Below are 17,209 nucleotides of genomic sequence, written 5' to 3' on the forward strand. Positions count from 1 at the left end.
AGCTGCAAATCCTCAGGGATGAATTACTCTCAGGCCACTACCAGCCCTTGCCCGCCAGACGGGTTTACATCCCTAAAAGCAACGGCAAACTGCGACCACTGGGTATCCCCGCGTTGCGGGATCGTATTGTTCAGCGGGCCATGCTGATGGCGATGGAGCCGATATGGGAGAGTGATTTTCATACGCTCTCATATGGCTTCCGGCCTGAGCGCAGTGTCCACCACGCGATCCGCACGGTGAAATTACAGCTCACAGACTGTGGTGAAACCCGGGGACGCTGGGTGATTGAAGGCGACCTGTCCAGTTACTTCGACACCGTACATCATCGACTGCTGATGAAGGCTGTACGCCGCAGGATCAGTGACGCACGTTTCATGACTCTGCTGTGGAAAACCATCAAGGCGGGACATATCGATGTCGGTCTCTTTCGGGCGGCCAGTGAAGGTGTGCCACAGGGCGGTGTTATATCGCCGCTATTATCGAACATCATGCTGAATGAGTTCGATCAATACCTGCATGAGCGCTACCTGAGCGGGAAAGCCAGAAAAGATCGGTGGTACTGGAATAACAGTATCCAACGGGGCCGAAGTACGGCGGTCAGAGAAAACTGGCAGTGGAAACCCGCGGTGGCGTACTGCCGCTATGCCGATGATTTTGTCCTCATCGTCAAAGGCACCAAAGCACAGGCGGAAGCCATCAGGGAGGAGTGTCGGGGTGTGCTCGAAGGCAGTCTGAAACTCAGGCTGAACATGGATAAGACTAAAATCACCCATGTTAATGACGGCTTTATCTTTCTGGGGCACAGGATCATTCGCAAACGCAGTCGTTATGGCGAGATGCGAGTGGTCTCAACGATCCCGCAGGAGAAAGCCAGAAACTTCGCCGCATCGCTGACAGCACTGTTATCAGGCAACTACAGTGAAAGCAAAGTCGATATGGCTGAACAACTCAACCGAAAACTGAAAGGCTGGGCCATGTTCTATCAGTTCGTTGATTTTAAGGCCAAAGTCTTCAGTTATATCGACCGTGTCGTGTTCTGGAAGCTGGCTCACTGGCTGGCCCGCAAATACCGTACAGGTATCGCTTCCCTGATGAGGTGGTGGTGTAAATCACCGAAACCGGGTCAGAGCAAAACGTGGGTTTTATTTGGTAAAACCAATCACGGCAAGCTCAGCGGCGAAATACTGTACTGGTTGGTGGGGCAAGGCAAGAAGCTGTTCCGCTGGCGGCTACCCGAAGGTAATCCCTATCTGAGGACGGAGACCAGAAACACGTATACATCGCGCTTTACAGAAGTGGCAATGGCGTTCGCCAGCATTTAAATGGAGAGCCGGATGCGCTGAAAGGTGCACGTCCGGTTCGGGGAGGAGAGGCAGGGAAATAGTCCGACTACGCCCTGCCTCTTACTCTACTCAGCACATGGCAGGGGGTCGTCTATGTGGCGTTCATCATTGATGTGTTTGCCGGATACATCGTGGGGTGGCGGGTCTCATCGTCTATGGAAACGACATTCGTGCTGGATGCTCTGGAGCAGGCGTTATGGGCCCGTCGACCGTCCGGCACAGTCCATCACAGTGATAAAGGTTCTCAGTATGTATCGCTGGCCTACACACAGCGGCTTAAGGAAGCCGGATTACTGGCATCAACAGGAAGTACTGGTGACTCGTATGACAACGCGATGGCGGAGAGCATCAATGGCCTTTACAAAGCGGAGGTAATACACCGTAAGAGCTGGAAAAACCGTAAGCGTCGTCTCAGCACCGTCTGGCAGATCCTGAAATTCCTGAGAGAATAGTGGACACCAAATATGGTGGACGCTATCCATGAAATCATTAACCGCAGTGCGTAAAAAAAGCCCTAATTATCCCGTTGAGTTCAAAATCAAAATGGTTGAACTCTCGCATCGACCAGAGATCTCCGTAGCGCAACTCGCTCGTGAGCATGGGATCAACGATAATTTGCTGTTCAAGTGGCGCCAGTACTGGCGCGAAGGAAAACTACGTCCTCCTTCAACAACAGAAAACAACGTGCCTGAGCTGCTCCCGATAACTCTTGATGCCGAAGATGTTGTCCCTACAACCTCCCCCCGGTCACAACCTGTAGCTGCTGCGACACCTGAATCACTCAATATCAGCTGTGAAGTGACGTTCCGGCACGGATCACTCCGTCTGAATGGTGCCATCAGCGAAAATATCCTGAACCTGCTGATACGGGAGCTCAAACGTTGATCCCATTACCATCAGGGACAAAGATCTGGCTGGTCGCTGGCATCACCGATATGAGAAACGGCTTCAACGGCCTGGCGGCAAAGGTGCAGACGACGCTGAAAGACGATCCGATGTCAGGTCACGTTTTTATCTTCCGTGGGCGTAATGGCAGTCAGGTAAAGCTCCTCTGGTCTACCGGCGATGGACTGTGTCTGCTGACCAAACGGCTGGAGCGCGGCCGCTTCGCCTGGCCGTCAGCCCGGGATGGCAAAGTGTTCCTCACACCGGCACAGCTGGCGATGCTCCTTGAAGGTATCGACTGGCGGCAGCCTAAAAGACTGCTTACGTCCCTGACTATGTTGTAAGCCTCTTTATCCTGGTCGACGCTGAATGAGCCTGGTAATATACCCGGTATGAGCAGCTCACTTCCTGACGATATCAATGCACTGAAACGTCTCCTTGCCGAACAGGAGGCGCTGAACCGTGCCCTGCTGGAAAAGCTGAACGAGCGTGAACGCGAAATAGACCATCTGCAGGCGCAGCTGGATAAACTCCGCCGGATGAACTTCGGCAGTCGTTCCGAAAAAGTCTCCCGCCGTATCGCACAAATGGAAGCCGATCTGAACCGGCTTCAGAAAGAGAGCGATAGAGAGCGATACGCTGACTGGTAGGGTGTATGACCCGGCAGTACAGCGTCCGTTGCGTCAGACCCGCACCCGTAAGCCGTTCCCTGAATCACTACCCCGTGACGAAAAGCGGCTGTTGCCTGCGGCGCCGTGCTGCCCGAACTGCGGCGGTTCACTGAGCTATCTGGGCGAGGATACCGCCGAACAGCTGGAGTTGATGCGTAGCGCCTTCCGGGTTATCCGGACGGTACGGGAAAAACATGCCTGTACTCAGTGCGATGCCATCGTGCAGGCACCTGCACCTTCGCGGCCCATCGAGCGGGGTATCGCCGGACCGGGGCTGCTGGCCCGCGTGCTGACCTCGAAGTATGCAGAGCACACCCCGCTGTATCGCCAGTCAGAAATATACGGCCGGCAAGGTGTGGAGCTGAGCCGTTCACTGCTGTCGGGCTGGGTGGATGCATGCTGCCGGCTGCTGTCTCCGCTGGAAGAGGCGCTTCATGGCTATGTGCTGACTGACGGTAAGCTCCATGCTGATGACACGCCTGTCCCGGTGCTGTTGCCAGGCAATAAGAAAACGAAGACCGGGCGGTTATGGACCTACGTTCGTGACGACCGTAACGCCGGGTCAACGCTGGCGCCGGCGGTGTGGTTCGCTTACAGCCCGGACAGAAAAGGCATCCATCCGCAGACCCATCTTGCGGGGTTCAGTGGTGTACTGCAGGCGGATGCTGTCACGAACGGTGCAATAGTGCTCCACACCCAACGCCTGAAATCAGATCCAGGGGGTAATCTGCTCTCCTGATTCAGGAGAGTTTATGGTCACTTTTGAGACAGTTATGGAAATTAAAATCCTGCACAAGCAGGGAATGAGTAGCCGGGCGATTGCCAGAGAACTGGGGATCTCCCGCAATACCGTTAAACGTTATTTGCAGGCAAAATCTGAGCCGCCAAAATATACGCCGCGACCTGCTGTTGCTTCACTCCTGGATGAATACCGGGATTATATTCGTCAACGCATCGCCGATGCTCATCCTTACAAAATCCCGGCAACGGTAATCGCTCGCGAGATCAGAGACCAGGGATATCGTGGCGGAATGACCATTCTCAGGGGATTCATTCGTTCTCTCTCGGTTCCTCAGGAGCAGGAGCCTGCCGTTCGGTTCGAAACTGAACCCGGACGACAGATGCAGGTTGACTGGGGCACTATGCGTAATGGCCGCTCACCGCTTCACGTGTTCGTTGCTGTTCTCGGATACAGCCGAATGTTGTACATCGAATTCACTGACAATATGCGTTATGACACGCTGGAAACCTGCCATCGTAATGCGTTCCGCTTCTTTGGTGGTGTGCCGCGCGAAGTGTTGTATGACAATATGAAAACTGTGGTTCTGCAACGTGACGCATATCAGACCGGTCAGCACCGGTTCCATCCTTCGCTGTGGCAGTTCGGCAAGGAGATGGGCTTCTCTCCCCGACTGTGTCGCCCCTTCAGGGCACAGACTAAAGGTAAGGTGGAACGGATGGTGCAGTACACCCGTAACAGTTTTTACATCCCACTAATGACTCGCCTGCGCCCGATGGGGATCACTGTCGATGTTGAAACAGCCAACCGCCACGGTCTGCGCTGGCTGCACGATGTCGCTAACCAACGAAAGCATGAAACAATCCAGGCACGTCCCTGCGATCGCTGGCTCGAAGAGCAGCAGTCCATGCTGGCACTGCCTCCGGAGAAAAAAGAGTATGACGTGCATCTTGATGAAAATCTGGTGAACTTCGACAAACACCCCCTGCATCATCCACTCTCCATCTACGACTCATTCTGCAGAGGAGTGGCGTGATGATGGAACTGCAACATCAACGACTGATGGTGCTCGCCGGGCAGTTGCAACTGGAAAGCCTTATAAGCGCAGCGCCTGCGCTGTCACAACAGGCAGTAGACCAGGAATGGAGTTATATGGACTTCCTGGAGCATCTGCTTCATGAAGAAAAACTGGCACGTCATCAACGTAAACAGGCGATGTATACCCGAATGGCAGCCTTCCCGGCGGTGAAAACGTTCGAAGAGTATGACTTCACATTCGCCACCGGAGCACCGCAGAAGCAACTCCAGTCGTTACGCTCACTCAGCTTCATAGAACGTAATGAAAATATCGTATTACTGGGGCCATCAGGTGTGGGGAAAACCCATCTGGCAATAGCGATGGGCTATGAAGCAGTCCGTGCAGGTATCAAAGTTCGCTTCACAACAGCAGCAGATCTGTTACTTCAGTTATCTACGGCACAACGTCAGGGCCGTTATAAAACGACGCTTCAGCGTGGAGTAATGGCCCCCCGCCTGCTCATCATTGATGAAATAGGCTATCTGCCGTTCAGTCAGGAAGAAGCAAAGCTGTTCTTCCAGGTCATCGCTAAACGTTACGAAAAGAGCGCAATGATCCTGACATCCAATCTGCCGTTCGGGCAGTGGGATCAAACGTTCGCCGGTGATGCAGCACTGACCTCAGCGATGCTGGACCGTATCTTACACCACTCACATGTCGTTCAAATCAAAGGAGAAAGCTATCGACTCAGACAGAAACGAAAGGCCGGGGTTATAGCAGAAGCTAATCCTGAGTAAAACGGTGGATCAATATTGGGCCGTTGGTGGAGATATAAGTGGATCACTTTTCATCCGTCGTTGACAGGATGCATACGCCGGGTTCAACGAGCTGTACCGGGATGGCCGGATAACGGAAGCCGCCTGTTGGGCTCACGCCCGCCGTAAAATCCACGATGTGCACGTTCGCACCCCGTCAGCCCTGACGGAGGAAGCGCTGAAACGGATCGGCGAACTGTACGCCATCGAGGCAGAGATAAGGGGAATGACGGCGGAGCAACGCCTTGCCGAACGTCAGTTGAAAACGAAACCGCTGCTGAAATCCCTGGAAAGCTGGCTGCGTGAAAAGATGAAAACCCTGTCGCGACACTCAGAACTGGCGAAAGCGTTCGCATACGCCCTGAACCAGTGGCCGGCGCTGACGTACTATGCAGATGATGGCTGGGCTGAGGCGGACAATAACATCGCTGAAAATGCGTTGCGGATGGTCAGTCTGGGCCGCAAAAACTACCTGTTCTTCGGTTCGGATCATGGAGGAGAGCGGGGAGCGCTGCTGTACAGCCTGATCGGGACGTGCAAACTGAACGGAGTGGAGCCAGAAAGCTACCTCCGCTATGTCCTTGACGTCATAGCCGACTGGCCGATAAACCGGGTCGGCGAATTGCTCCCCTGGCGCGTAGCACTGCCGACTGAATAACACATCCCCGTCAATACGGTTCTTGCTGCACGCTTACAATTTCAGGGCAGGGAATAGTATTGTTAATTTCGGGAGAAACTTAAAGTTGCCACATCGACAGTTTCATCACACAGGCTTTTGTCCTGAAAACTTTTCTTATTTTGGACTTTCGCCAGCCACTGTCCAATATGAAGAGAAGGTACTGTGACGATACCATCCTCATTAGTTACAAAGGTGAGTTCTGCTTTATGAACAGGATGTTTGTGCTCAACTGCATGAGTATGACGGGATGATTTCAGATAACTGACCGAGTCAAGCTCCATGATAGCTCCGGCGAGCGGGGACGTTTTATACAGGACTTTCAGCTTCACATCTTCACTGAAACGACTTATATCGGATAACGGAATGATTTCAAGCTCATGCCCCGTTGGAGACTGATAGAGTTGTGCTGGCATCTGCTGTTCACCAGGAATAAAAGATTTCGCATATTTAGTGACAAACTCACAGTAAGCCACATCATTTCTGCCCTCCCGGCTGACCGGTTTCCATCCTGAAGAGGTTCTCGACCAGTATCCCGGTTTCATATATGTTGACAAAACGTAGCCATTATCTTTGCTTGCAGACTCAGTTTTATAGACATAATCCGTGGACGCTGGCTTCAGTGTTATTGTCTCTTTCCCGTTATAAATCCGGGGATTTTCAAAGAAATTCCTTCTGTCAGGAATTGTGCCCTTTGAGGGGAAATTATGACCATAACCAATCTCTGCGGTAATGTTGTTCTCTGCCTGTTTACCTGTAATCCAGACATCGTGGGCCAGGACATGCCCCGATGCTGTCAGACAAAGAGCTAAGATATAACCTGTATTTTTCATCATGATTTGTTACCACTGATAACGGGTATAAAGACTGACAGTTCTGCCTGAAAGCGGCACTCCTTTGCCATTCATGGCAAGCTTGTTGAAGGCATTATCCAGAGTCACTGATGCCTCAAAGCCTTTAACACTTACAGGCTTATAAGACAGTGAAAAGGAATGTACGGCATAGCCAGCCTGATGGGGATCGCCTTTTTTCACATGCGTGGCTGCTGCCGAAAGTTCAGCACGCCATCCGGCAGAAACTCCTCCATGACCAACAGGTATACTTATGTCACTGATGAGTGTGTCAGGATTGCCGGAGCCCAGCCATTCCCTGCTGCTGGCATCCATACTTTCCGTGCGGTTATAAGAAAGCATCCAGTCAAAATAATCAGACTGGTAATTTCCCTGCATATCCCATCCCCAGATACGGGCCCGGGATACATTATAAGAATAAGAACGCATCCGTTTCATATCCACGCGCGTGGCAATATAGTTTCTGGCATCCGTTCCGAAATATCCGCCTTTCAACTGCAGCCGATCATTGCCTGTAAGCAGGCCGTCCAGTTGAATACCTGCGCCAATCTCACGGGTAATGTTATTTTCTGGTTTCAGATTAAGGTTAGGTACCCAGTAATTGGGTTTACCCTTGCGGTAAAAATGTACATCATCCCTGTACATTTCTGCCATTGTGGGGGCACGGAATGCAGAGGATATGGAGCCGTACATCATCAGCCAGTCTGTCGGTGAGACTGAAATCGCCGCCCTTGGGGACAGGCGTTCGGCTTTCAGTTCTCCGGCACGGGGATTGAAGCTCTTGTACCGGTCATAGCGGGAACCGACGATAATGTTAACCGGGTAGCTTTTCATTGTCATTTCATCCTGGAAATACAACGATGTAAAGTCAATGTTTCCTTCCGGATATAGTGTGGCAGAGCCTTCTGGCTTCTGCTGCTGACGGTAATATTCAGCGCCATAACTTAACTGATGGGCTCCCGGAAAAATCAGAGTATGACTCCTGTTGACAACATTAACACCGGAGGTTCTGTTGTTTCTCCATTCTGCCGTTTTGTTGTGACCGTTTGTCTTGATAGTGATATCACTGAGATATAAAGTTGACTTTACATTGATGAGGCTGTTATCCACAGGAGCGTACTGGTACCAGAACTGTACGTCATTTTGTACTGTTTTTCTGTCACGCAGGCCGCTGTCACCATGTGTCTGAGTGGGATTGCCCGGTTCAGTGGTGTTATTCCGGTAGAGACGCAAGCTGGCACCTGCTTTGTTACTGTCTGTTATACCGACAGAGCCTTTCGCAAACAGGGCTGCAGGTTTTTCCTTGTTAGGTGCGCGCTCACCATCACTTTGATAGATATTACCTCTTTTACGCATAATGACAGAAAGGAGCGCATCTGTTTTTCCGGTTTTACCGAACCAGGTGAGCCCCGAGCCTGTGCTGTGGTCACCACTGGCGATATTTCCCCACAGACTTAAACCGTTTGTCTCTCCGGGGGGAAGGAAATCTGCTGCATCGGCAGTTCTGAAGTCCACAACACCTCCCAGCCCGCCACTGCCGTACAGACTGGAGTTTGGTCCGCGGACAACTTCGATACGTTTGACGAGTGCCGGATCCAGATAAGTGCCACTGCTTTTTGCCATGTCACTGAGTTGACGGATGCCGTCAACAAGAACAAGTACCCCGCTTTTGTCATAGCCGCGTAGATTAAAGGTCTGCCCATTGGTCCGTCCTGCACCAGTCTGGCTGAGACCGGCAACACCTTTCAGCATGCCGGCTGATGTGACCGCATTCTGACTCCATGGCGTGTCATTCGTGACGACACTGACCATTGACGGCGTTTCAAATACCGTGTTCTGATTTCCTGTCGCGACAACGGTGATTGTATCTTTAGCCATAGAAGAATGACTGGTCTCTGCCTGTAACCCTATCGGGAGTATGATTAATGTACAAATGACGTTTCTGATTACGTTCATATACATGCGAAAATATATGTTAATATTGATATGTTATAACATATCATTTTATTAATGCAACCCTGATCACGCAGCGTTCAGTGATAACCAGTGAATAGCGACTCTAATACCCGGTCGCTCTGCAATGTATCAGCGCCTGCGACCGATGCTATGGATATTGATTTTTCTACCGATAAAGAACCAGCAATACGGAATTTAGACTGGCCCCCTGAATCTCCAGACAACCAATATCACTTAAATAAGTGATAGTCTTAATACTAGTTTTTAGACTAGTCATTGGAGAACAGATGATTGATGTCTTAGGACCGGAGAAACGCAGACGGCGTACTACACAGGAAAAGATCGCTATTGTTCAGCAGAGCTTTGAACCGGGAATGACGGTCTCCCTTGTTGCCCGGCAACACGGTGTGGCAGCCAGCCAGTTATTTCTCTGGCGCAAGCAATACCAGGAGGGAAGTCTTACTGCTGTGGCCGCAGGAGAACAGGTCGTTCCTGCCTCTGAACTTGCTGCTGCCATGAAGCAGATTAAAGAACTCCAGCGCCTGCTCGGCAAAAAAACGATGGAAAATGAACTCCTTAAAGAAGCCGTTGAATATGGGCGTGCAAAAAAGTGGATAGCGCACGCGCCCTTATTGCCCGGGGATGGGGAGTAAGCTTAGTCAGCCGTTGTCTCCGGGTGTCGCGTGCGCAGTTGCACGTCATTCTCAGACGAACCGATGACTGGAAATATAGGGGCAAATCCACATCCTTACTTTTCCGTAAGGATTTTAGCGGGTCAAAACAGCGTTCCATGCCGGACTGATGATCTACATACTTAGAGTCACATACCAAAGTAAAACTATGGATGTATGCAAGCCTGCATCGTCAGGAGGTTAAATTTCAGACCTGCCAGTTACCGCGTAAATGGCTTGATATATGACTAATTTATTTGCACAGGATTTTTACGACAACGCTCTGAACCAGCAGTTGACGGGATATATAGTTGAGCTCATTACAGATAAAGCTTTTCTGTATCTCTGGCGGTGGTCATAGACCAGTAATCGTTATTGGTTGTTCTATATTATCCCGTATGACGGTACAACGTTTTTAACAACTGGCGCTGTCACAACATAAGCCACCCCAAAATATTATATGAGTAACAATAGTCTATATAGGAGCGTAAATTACCTACTATCAAATACTTACTCCAATAGCATTTCTGTCTATTCTATTTCAATTCTTTAATAGAAAAATAAGGTTAGATAATATATGACTCCCTCCCCCTATCCAAGAAATAACTTTAATACAGAGCTAATTCAATCATGTATGAATGGAGAACACTTTTCACTTTTAATTGAAATATCACCAATCAGAAGTAAAAAAAACATCATGGCTCTTAAGGAGTATTTGGTTGATGGTTATTCAAAGCAAGAAAGTTGTGAAAGGAACAATGTTTCCATTAGTTATTTTTGCCTATGCCTAAAAAAACTAAACTATACACACAGTATTGTTAGTGCTCTTAAATATTTCTACCGTGAGTAAACTGTAACTGAAGTCTTGATTCTTACGCTTAGACACTGCTAAGCCGTTATGGCATAGCTGATAATTTATATTGCACTATGTCAGCTACTGTAAGATAATATAAGCTATTTTAAAGAAAACTCTGTCATTCATCATTTTGTTTAATGATAGGTTTTGTTATTAATATAAAAGAACATGCTCATTCATTAAAATAAAAACAAGATGTTCTTTTATTATTTTCATTCCCTACGGGGTTAGTCCTTGATTCATTTTCAGTATCTTCTAACTCATTCATTTGCCGATTACTTTAATTCACAGTCTTGTTTTTTATCCTGCCTATTGGAGATAAAAGTGGTATCGATGGATGCCGAGTGTGTTGCACATGCAGTATTCTCAGGAATAAGAACTGTCACTTCCAAAACACGCGATATATGATTGAATCTCTGTGGGGGGATAAAAACTTGCCTTTTTCCGCAGTCTGAAAACAGGATGGGGGCGACGGATGGTTACGCAGGCAAGGGCGAGGTTCGGAAATAAATCAGAGATTATATTCTGAATTATTACAATAGCACCAGACCTCACCATTACAACGGTAGTTTGACGCTGGAGGGATCAGAAAACAGATACCGTTTTTACTGTAAACGGTGGTCATATATGGACTCTCCTGGTGATATAAGTACTGGTTCGAAACGGTTTACGACTATATATCCGGCGTCATCAGTAGGTTCAATGAACCGCGCAATAATGTTATCCGAGCCCTGTTTCCTAATCACTACGCCGGTATTTGATTAGCCAAGTCAAGTTCATCTTGCCATCACTATTTTTCCATACCGCATTACTATCTAATACAGTCGCACGAGCGGCCTTCTAATTTGAGGGTTTCGAGCCCTGAAGAGGCATATCCCATCGTTTTACAGATATTGCAGAAATTGGTACGCAATATGCTGCTTCTTCCTGGAGTTTCTTCCTGGTATTTGTATCGAAGTCTACATTAAGCAGGTCGAACTTCCAGCTTTCCCGATAAAACCTTATAATATCCTTGGGACAAAGGAGAATAAACTGGTTTGTCGTAAACATAGAAACAGCCTGCACAGAGTAATATTCCCCCGGTTTTATATTTTTTTTACCCCATACTGCATTGGAAAAAAACTCCTCCGGATATTCACTTGTTTTAATAATGTAGCTATGTATTTTGAAGTCACTTATACCTGAGAGCTTAATAACTGAATGGGTAAAAATTACTGGTAATACGGTTATTTGAGTCGATATAACTAATAATATCATCAAGGATGCGACAAATGCAGAACTAATTCTTTTAGAAAGTTTATGCTGTGGATTCATTTTTAGATAAATGAGGCCGGGAAGTATTGTCAGAATAAAAATAAAATATGACATGAAAGCCAGTTCAGCTATCACTTTGAAATTAATACTCTTATCTGAAGTTTCAATATTCCTAAAAACCATCTCCAGTGGAATTACCTGAAGATGCACCAGTAAAGCAATAGACAACGGAATGATAAGATAGATCTGAACACGTCTCAACAGTTTCATTCTATTATTTTTAAACGATAAGTCATATTCAAGATACCTCGTGTTTATTATGGCTGAAATAACAACTATTAGTACTCCTATACTTAAAATAGATAACCAGCCAGAGTTATCTTTAACACTCTGGTCAAAATCAAATGCACAGTATAACACGTATATAAAGGCCATGGGGAAGAGGCCAGATAACATCATTACAGATAAAAAATTACCCTGAATCTTATTGTAAGCAGGAAGATTTTTTATATCATAAGGAATAACTATTGGTATAAAAAAAGATGTTATAAAAAAAATAAAAATGATCATAATCAATGATAGAATAGTTGTACAACAAACCAATACCAAGATGCTTTTAATATTCATCACATCAAAGAAAATATCAAGTCGATCCAGACGACTGAAATATCCCCAGAGAACTATCAACGCAATCCCTGATATAATACTTGATGGTGTTAATACTGAAACTATTAGCGTCTTCCACTTCTGATTCATTTTAACTTCCTGGTTTTGCTATAAAGAGAGCATAAAAAAGAGTGAATAAGTTATTACACTTCATTGTTTGACTCCTCGCAGTAACCTTTCAGGAAGGTTGTCGGATATTTTTGATAAATTATGTCATAAACATATTATTGTAAGTAATGATTTCACTAAATTTATTTGATCGTCGTCATAATATTTTTAATCTGAATATAGAAGATGATTGTGTCATATGCAGTATGATATAAAACGTTAAAAGTGACTGAATAGATAACAGTTCATGCATGAACAAGACCATAACATAACATAATAAAATATGCTTATTATGCATAACCTTATGTTGTGACTAAGCCGCCTTAAAACTGAGAAGTAGCTAAGAATATGGCGTCAGACACCTTCAGTTGTCGTAGAAGGTTATCTGCAGGATTTTTCTCCGTATCTGCCTGTTCCTGGCATTACCCCAATTCTCCCAAAAACGGCAAACCAGCCCTCAGCCCGCGCCACGACTGGCTTAATACGGGATCCCTGCTGCAAAACATACCTTTACGTATTTGGTTTTACCCGCAATAATGCGTGATAAGCAAACAAAAGGATCCGCGCGCTGCGATTTATTGTCGTGGAAGGATCCGGGCGTTCAGGTCAGAATACCTGTATCCATAAACAGTGCGTGTGCTACGTGAAAAATAACTCATGAACAATGTCATTCCCCTGCAGAATTCACCAGAACGCGTCTCCCTGTTACCCATTGCGCCGGGGGTGGATTTTGCAACAGCGCTCTCCCTGAGAAGAATGGCCACTTCCACGGGGGCCACACCGGCCTACCTGCTGGCCCCGGAAGTGAGTGCCCTTCTCTTCTATATGCCGGATCAGCGTCACCATATGCTGTTCGCCACCCTCTGGAATACCGGAATGCGTATTGGCGAAGCCCGGATGCTGACGCCGGAATCATTTGACCTGAATGGAGTAAGACCGTTTGTGCGGATCCTGTCCGAAAAAGTGCGTGCGCGACGCGGACGCCCGCCAAAAGATGAAGTGCGACTGGTGCCGCTGACAGATATAAGCTATGTCAGGCAGATGGAAAGCTGGATGATCACCACCCGGCCCCGTCGTCGTGAACCATTATGGGCCGTGACCGACGAAACCATGCGCAACTGGCTGAAGCAGGCTGTCAGACGGGCCGAAGCTGACGGGGTACACTTTTCGATTCCGGTCACACCACACACCTTCCGGCACAGCTATATCATGCACATGCTCTATCACCGCCAGCCCCGGAAAGTCATCCAGGCACTGGCTGGTCACAGGGATCCACGTTCGATGGAGGTTTATACCAGAGTGTTTGCACTGGATATGGCTGCCACGCTGGCAGTGCCTTTCACAGGTGACGGGCGGGATGCTGCGGAGATCCTGCGTACACTGCCTCCCCTGAGGTGACGGCATACGCGCTTCCTTATATAAGCTGTGGTCAGCAGAACAGACATAACATAAGCTGGAGCATGTATATAAGCTGTAGTGAGTAAGTCATGTTTTATGAAGGGAGCAATGCCTCAGCATCAGGTTACGGGATCACTTACGTAAGGGACAGGCAGATGGCAGCTCAGCTACAGACAGCACTGCAGGAAACAGAATATAAACTGCAGTGAGCAGACCACTCACTGCACCGGTTAATATAAGCTGTAGTCAGTAAAGGAGCGCTCTTCACTGACTACAGTTTATGTTCAGCGGGATTTGAAGAGTTTTTCCAGGTCATCCAGCGTGATGCCCAGTTTCTCAAGCAGGGCAAGCTTCTCCGCCATCTCCGGACTGACTTTTTCCGCAGGTGAAGGTTGCAACGGATTTTCCTTACTCTCGTCATTCGGCGCTTTTAACCGGGGACGCCGGTAGTGAATACAGAAGAATTTTGTCCGCCCCCGCTGGATCTCCGTGTAATCAAGATATCCAATCTCGCGCAACTGCTCCATTGCCCGTCTGACCGTCTGGTTCTGGGAAAATACAGGAGACTTCAGATTGAGGCGTGCACGCAGCCGCGCCAGCGATATCGGTGCCGGATCCCGGGGCAGGCTCTCTATAAAGGTGTAGAGTGCCTGGGCGGACTCCCGTCGCTTCAGGGCATTAATCGCCTTAAGCTGGAGAAGGACTTTTCTGTCAAACTGGTACAGTTCAAACAGGCGGGGATCGGCCTGTAACTGCACAATATCCCGCTCAGTATCGTAGTAAGCTGACTGTACCAGATGGGTGATATATTCCCGGGTGTGCTTCTCATCGGTACGGGAAAACGAAATCACGGTACCGGCAATGCGCTTCAGGGAAGGGCTGATGCGCTCACGCAGCCTGCGGGATGACTGGCTTGAAGGTATACCACACAGTTTTGCAAACTCAACAAAAGGCAGTTCAACTTTGTCACCAATCACGTTATGGCGGGCAAAGGAATGAATGATCCCCACCCAGGTCTTGAAATCATTATCCATATCCAGGCGGGGGCCGGTGATCTCAACCTTATCGAATCCCTCAGCACGGGCCAGGGAAAGACGTGTCAGCTCTTCCGTGGCATCAGTACGTGACAGTGTATTTTTTTTACTGTTCTTCAGTGATTTAAGGGTCGGTACAAAAACGCCCAGACGCATCAGCGCCACAGGTTGTACGGTGTTGTTATTGTTTGGTGTCAGTGTCACCAGCTCACCGGAGGACTTATCCACCTCGCCGAACAGTTTTTTGATGTCTGAATTTTCGTTTTCCAGAAAGCCTCCAGCCTGTGGACAGTAAAAGAATAAACAGAAAATCGTGTGTCAGAACTCCGCTAACTGACTGAAGAAAAACCTGCAGCCTGTATTTAACAACTGAGTCTGGCATACTGACCATAGTTTATGTCATTAACTTACTTCAGTATATGGATTACTGAATACAGCTTATCATTAGCATGTTACAGTTTATCAGTAACATGCCACAGCTTATGTGATCGTGGTCCCGGCCCATGAGTGACAAGGTTTGCAGCGATATGGGGATCTTTAATGGATCCTTTGTTGATCATTCATGGATCTGTTTACTGGATCGGGCCTCCGGATATGTGGATAAATCATTCCAGAAGGACAGCGCACACAACCGTTTTATGAAAGGGCTTCAGGGCGTACCTGCTCCCTGTAACTACAGATACATTGCGCTTCCTCGCCGGTTCGCGGGCTTCGCCCGGTCACCGGTCTGCGGCGAGCACTGTTTTTTCTGATGTCTGTCTTTACAGGTAATTTTTGACGGAATCTGCCGTACTTCCTGAGCGTACGGTCATATCCGAAGTACACTTCATATGTGTGTTTCAATGCCAGGGATTGTGTATACAAACTACAGGTGTCAGCGCCAGTGATATAAGACGGTAATTCACCATTTGGATTGTCCGCTCCACCCAACATGTTGTTTCCTTAAGGTTCTCACACCAGAAAGGACATCAACATGCTGAGCAGAGAGGACTTTTACATGATAAAGCAAATGCGCCAGCAGGGCGCGTACATTGTCGATATTGCGGCTCAGATTGGTTGCTCTGAACGGACGGTCAGACGCTACCTCAAATACCCTGAACCGCCAGCCAGAAAGACCCGCCACAAAATGGTTAAGCTGAAACCGTTTATGGATTACATCGACATGCGCCTGGCAGAGAATGTCTGGAATAGCGAGGTTATCTTCGCGGAGATTAAGGCAATGGGTTATACGGGCGGACGTTCCATGCTGCGTTACTACATCCAGCCCAAACGTAAAATGCGTCCGTCAAAAAGAACAAGGAGAGAGTTACCGGTTAAAAGAGAAACGTAAAGCTGGAGTGCTGACCAAAAACACAACGCCAATCAGTGATGATGAAATGGTGCAAAGCGGACAGCATCAGTAACGAAAGTATTTAGCGGGCATGAAAATGGCAAATAACGGTCAAACATCGTGGCGTTGACATAGTCGCAGTTTTGGTGAACGAATCACAGACAAAGATGCCATGCACCAGGCTGTTGTTCAGTATGCAGAGCGGGCCGCAGAGAAACTACGTGGGGAGAGTCAGTATTGCCGGCAGGTGACGACATTTGTACGGACATCCCCCTGAACCCTGTTACAGCAATGCCGCTGTGGAAAAGCTTTCATTGCCCACACAGGACAGCCGGGACATTATTGCCGCCGCATGCAGAGCCTTAAACCATGTCTGGCGTGAAGGGTACCGCTATATGAAGGCAGGAGTCATGCTGGCTGATTTCACACCATCGGGTATAGCGCAGCCGGGATTATTTGATGAAATCCAGCCCCGTAAAAACAGTGAAAAGTTAATGAAAACACTCGATGAACTGAACCAGTCGGGAAAAGGGAAAGTGTGGTTTGCGGGGCGAGGAACCGCCCCTGAATGGCAAATGAAACGGGAAATGTTGAGTCAGTGTTATACAACTAAATGGCGAGATATTCCCCTGGCCAGGCTGGGTTAGTTCAGTCATCTCCGAACATATTTTCAGCGTTTCTTCTGGTCTGGTCTTCACCGTCATTTCTCGACAGACTCTGCTCTGTAAGGGGAGTACTGCAATCCACAGACGTATGGAGACCAGATTGTTTTTCCAGTAATTCAATCAATTTCTTTTCAACCGAAAAAGCAGGTAATGACTCCAACTTATTGATAGTGTTTTATGTTCAGATAATGCCCGATGACTTTGTCATGCAGCTCCACCGATTTTGAGAACGACAGCGACTTCCGTCCCAGCCGTGCCAGGTGCTGCCTCAGA

At 48.2% G+C, this 17,209-nt stretch carries 13 protein-coding genes and 8 pseudogenes; 16 read left to right on the top strand and 5 right to left on the bottom strand.

Features of this window, described 5'->3' with window-relative positions; translation table 11 throughout:
• From ltrA to tnpC (C4F37_RS25700), 8 genes and pseudogenes are all read left to right on the top strand, one after another.
• On the top strand, positions 1-1,322 hold a 1,322-nt coding region (ltrA, locus tag C4F37_RS25665), incomplete at its 5' end, for a group II intron reverse transcriptase/maturase (protein WP_052956536.1).
• An 83-nt stretch (positions 1,323-1,405) separates the two neighbouring features.
• A pseudogene (locus tag C4F37_RS25670) lies at positions 1,406-1,744 on the top strand (DDE-type integrase/transposase/recombinase); the annotation flags it as partial.
• A gap of 79 nt (positions 1,745-1,823) precedes the next feature.
• Entirely contained in the window at positions 1,824-2,228 is a 405-nt protein-coding gene (gene tnpA, locus C4F37_RS25675; protein ID WP_000839179.1) for an IS66-like element accessory protein TnpA, read from the top strand.
• On the top strand, positions 2,225-2,572 hold the full coding sequence (tnpB, locus tag C4F37_RS25680; protein WP_000612626.1) for an IS66 family insertion sequence element accessory protein TnpB: 348 nt from the start codon (positions 2,225-2,227) through the stop codon (positions 2,570-2,572). Before tnpA ends, tnpB begins: the two co-directional genes overlap by 4 nt.
• Before the next feature lie 48 nt (positions 2,573-2,620).
• Positions 2,621-3,566, top strand: a pseudogene (tnpC, locus tag C4F37_RS25685) (IS66 family transposase); the annotation flags it as partial.
• Positions 3,567-3,651: 85 nt separating this feature from the next.
• Entirely contained in the window at positions 3,652-4,674 is a 1,023-nt protein-coding gene (istA, locus tag C4F37_RS25690; protein ID WP_001310017.1) for an IS21-like element IS100 family transposase, read from the top strand.
• Positions 4,671-5,453, top strand: coding sequence for an IS21-like element IS100kyp family helper ATPase IstB (istB, locus tag C4F37_RS25695; protein ID WP_001300609.1), 783 nt, complete (start codon positions 4,671-4,673; stop codon positions 5,451-5,453). The genes istA and istB overlap by 4 nt, the downstream gene beginning before the upstream one ends.
• A gap of 67 nt (positions 5,454-5,520) precedes the next feature.
• Positions 5,521-6,129 (top strand): annotated as a pseudogene (gene tnpC, locus C4F37_RS25700) (IS66 family transposase); the annotation flags it as partial.
• Between the two features lie 62 nt (positions 6,130-6,191).
• On the opposite strand, the gene C4F37_RS25705 reads toward tnpC (C4F37_RS25700), so the two are convergent.
• Both C4F37_RS25705 and C4F37_RS25710 read right to left on the bottom strand, forming a co-directional pair.
• Entirely contained in the window at positions 6,192-6,983 is a 792-nt protein-coding gene (locus C4F37_RS25705) for a DUF4198 domain-containing protein (protein WP_000977394.1), read from the bottom strand.
• Positions 6,984-6,989: 6 nt separating this feature from the next.
• Complete coding sequence (locus tag C4F37_RS25710) at positions 6,990-8,960, bottom strand: TonB-dependent hemoglobin/transferrin/lactoferrin family receptor (RefSeq protein WP_001298664.1); 1,971 nt, start codon at positions 8,958-8,960, stop codon at positions 6,990-6,992.
• A gap of 281 nt (positions 8,961-9,241) precedes the next feature.
• Here C4F37_RS25710 and C4F37_RS25715 point away from each other — a divergent pair.
• From C4F37_RS25715 to C4F37_RS25725, 3 genes and pseudogenes are all read left to right on the top strand, one after another.
• Positions 9,242-9,681: pseudogene (locus C4F37_RS25715) on the top strand (transposase); the annotation flags it as partial.
• A gap of 521 nt (positions 9,682-10,202) precedes the next feature.
• A complete protein-coding gene (locus C4F37_RS25720) occupies positions 10,203-10,475 on the top strand; it encodes an adhesin biosynthesis transcription regulatory family protein (RefSeq protein ID WP_001322642.1) in 273 nt (90 codons plus the stop codon).
• Between the two features lie 445 nt (positions 10,476-10,920).
• Positions 10,921-11,096: pseudogene (locus tag C4F37_RS25725) on the top strand (IS3 family transposase); the annotation flags it as partial.
• A gap of 225 nt (positions 11,097-11,321) precedes the next feature.
• Here the strand turns inward: C4F37_RS25725 and C4F37_RS25730 are convergent.
• Complete coding sequence (locus C4F37_RS25730; protein ID WP_001072358.1) at positions 11,322-12,491, bottom strand: hypothetical protein; 1,170 nt, start codon at positions 12,489-12,491, stop codon at positions 11,322-11,324.
• Between the two features lie 366 nt (positions 12,492-12,857).
• Here C4F37_RS25730 and C4F37_RS25735 point away from each other — a divergent pair, with 366 nt between their 5' ends.
• Together C4F37_RS25735 and C4F37_RS25740 are read left to right on the top strand one after the other, a co-directional pair.
• Complete coding sequence (locus C4F37_RS25735) at positions 12,858-13,046, top strand: hypothetical protein (protein WP_001309252.1); 189 nt, start codon at positions 12,858-12,860, stop codon at positions 13,044-13,046.
• 120 nt (positions 13,047-13,166) lie between these two features.
• The gene (locus tag C4F37_RS25740; protein WP_001066953.1) at positions 13,167-13,907 is read left to right on the top strand and encodes a tyrosine-type recombinase/integrase; all 741 of its coding nucleotides are present in this window, start codon (positions 13,167-13,169) and stop codon (positions 13,905-13,907) included.
• A gap of 284 nt (positions 13,908-14,191) precedes the next feature.
• Here C4F37_RS25740 and C4F37_RS25745 read toward each other — a convergent pair whose 3' ends face one another.
• The gene (locus C4F37_RS25745) at positions 14,192-15,169 is read right to left on the bottom strand and encodes a RepB family plasmid replication initiator protein (protein ID WP_000361611.1); all 978 of its coding nucleotides are present in this window, start codon (positions 15,167-15,169) and stop codon (positions 14,192-14,194) included.
• A 745-nt stretch (positions 15,170-15,914) separates the two neighbouring features.
• Here C4F37_RS25745 and C4F37_RS25755 point away from each other — a divergent pair.
• The 3 pseudogenes from C4F37_RS25755 to C4F37_RS25765 form a co-directional block, all read left to right on the top strand.
• A pseudogene (locus C4F37_RS25755) lies at positions 15,915-16,244 on the top strand (hypothetical protein); the annotation flags it as partial.
• A pseudogene (locus C4F37_RS27605) lies at positions 16,237-16,344 on the top strand (AAA family ATPase); the annotation flags it as partial. The pseudogenes C4F37_RS25755 and C4F37_RS27605, both read left to right, overlap by 8 nt.
• A gap of 60 nt (positions 16,345-16,404) precedes the next feature.
• Positions 16,405-16,918: pseudogene (locus C4F37_RS25765) on the top strand (DinB/UmuC family translesion DNA polymerase); the annotation flags it as partial.
• A 179-nt stretch (positions 16,919-17,097) separates the two neighbouring features.
• Here C4F37_RS25765 and C4F37_RS25770 read toward each other — a convergent pair.
• On the bottom strand, positions 17,098-17,209 hold a 112-nt coding region (locus C4F37_RS25770), incomplete at its 5' end, for an IS1 family transposase (RefSeq protein WP_001691633.1).

The sequence above is a fragment of the Escherichia sp. R1 genome (assembly GCF_003000935.1).
Lineage (GTDB): Bacteria > Pseudomonadota > Gammaproteobacteria > Enterobacterales > Enterobacteriaceae > Escherichia > Escherichia coli.

Excerpts from the sequence above, each read along its gene's own strand:
- C4F37_RS25710 (WP_001298664.1), bottom strand. The coding sequence starts at position 8,960 with ATGTATATGAACGTAATCAGAAACGTCATTTGTACATTAATCATACTC.
- C4F37_RS25705 (WP_000977394.1), bottom strand. The coding sequence starts at position 6,983 with ATGATGAAAAATACAGGTTATATCTTAGCTCTTTGTCTGACAGCATCG.
- C4F37_RS25740 (WP_001066953.1), top strand. The coding sequence starts at position 13,167 with ATGAACAATGTCATTCCCCTGCAGAATTCACCAGAACGCGTCTCCCTG.
- C4F37_RS25720 (WP_001322642.1), top strand. The coding sequence starts at position 10,203 with ATGACTCCCTCCCCCTATCCAAGAAATAACTTTAATACAGAGCTAATT.
- C4F37_RS25735 (WP_001309252.1), top strand. The coding sequence starts at position 12,858 with ATGGCGTCAGACACCTTCAGTTGTCGTAGAAGGTTATCTGCAGGATTT.
- istA (WP_001310017.1), top strand. The coding sequence starts at position 3,652 with ATGGTCACTTTTGAGACAGTTATGGAAATTAAAATCCTGCACAAGCAG.
- tnpA (WP_000839179.1), top strand. The coding sequence starts at position 1,824 with ATGAAATCATTAACCGCAGTGCGTAAAAAAAGCCCTAATTATCCCGTT.
- C4F37_RS25730 (WP_001072358.1), bottom strand. The coding sequence starts at position 12,491 with ATGAATCAGAAGTGGAAGACGCTAATAGTTTCAGTATTAACACCATCA.